Below are 273 nucleotides of genomic sequence, written 5' to 3'. Positions count from 1 at the left end.
CGTTATTAAAAAATCCGATCTTCATGAAAATACCTGGTCTCCATTCCGGGAGAAGTACCCTAATGGAAATACTGAAACTACTTTGAGTGAAATTATTGATTATACGGTCGCATTAAGCGATAATAATCTTTGTGATGTTCTGATAAAACTTGCCGGAGGTACTCAAGCTATTCAGAAATTTATAGATTCTAAAGGAGTAAAAGACTTCCAGATCAAATATACTGAACATGACATGGCAGTTAATGATTGGAAAGCATTGTATGAAAATTACAG

Annotated in this window: 1 protein-coding gene; it reads left to right on the top strand. The window is 34.1% G+C overall.

What is annotated here, in order from left to right; translation table 11 throughout:
• The coding region (locus tag SB752_RS32460) for a serine hydrolase (protein WP_410719506.1) at positions 1 to 273 on the top strand (273 nt) is incomplete at both ends.

It is taken from the genome of Brevibacillus sp. SIMBA_040 (assembly GCF_046535075.1).
GTDB lineage: Bacteria > Bacillota > Bacilli > Brevibacillales > Brevibacillaceae > Brevibacillus.
Note: the sequence above shows the minus strand (reverse complement) of the source record. Positions and strands in the feature narration are given on the sequence as shown.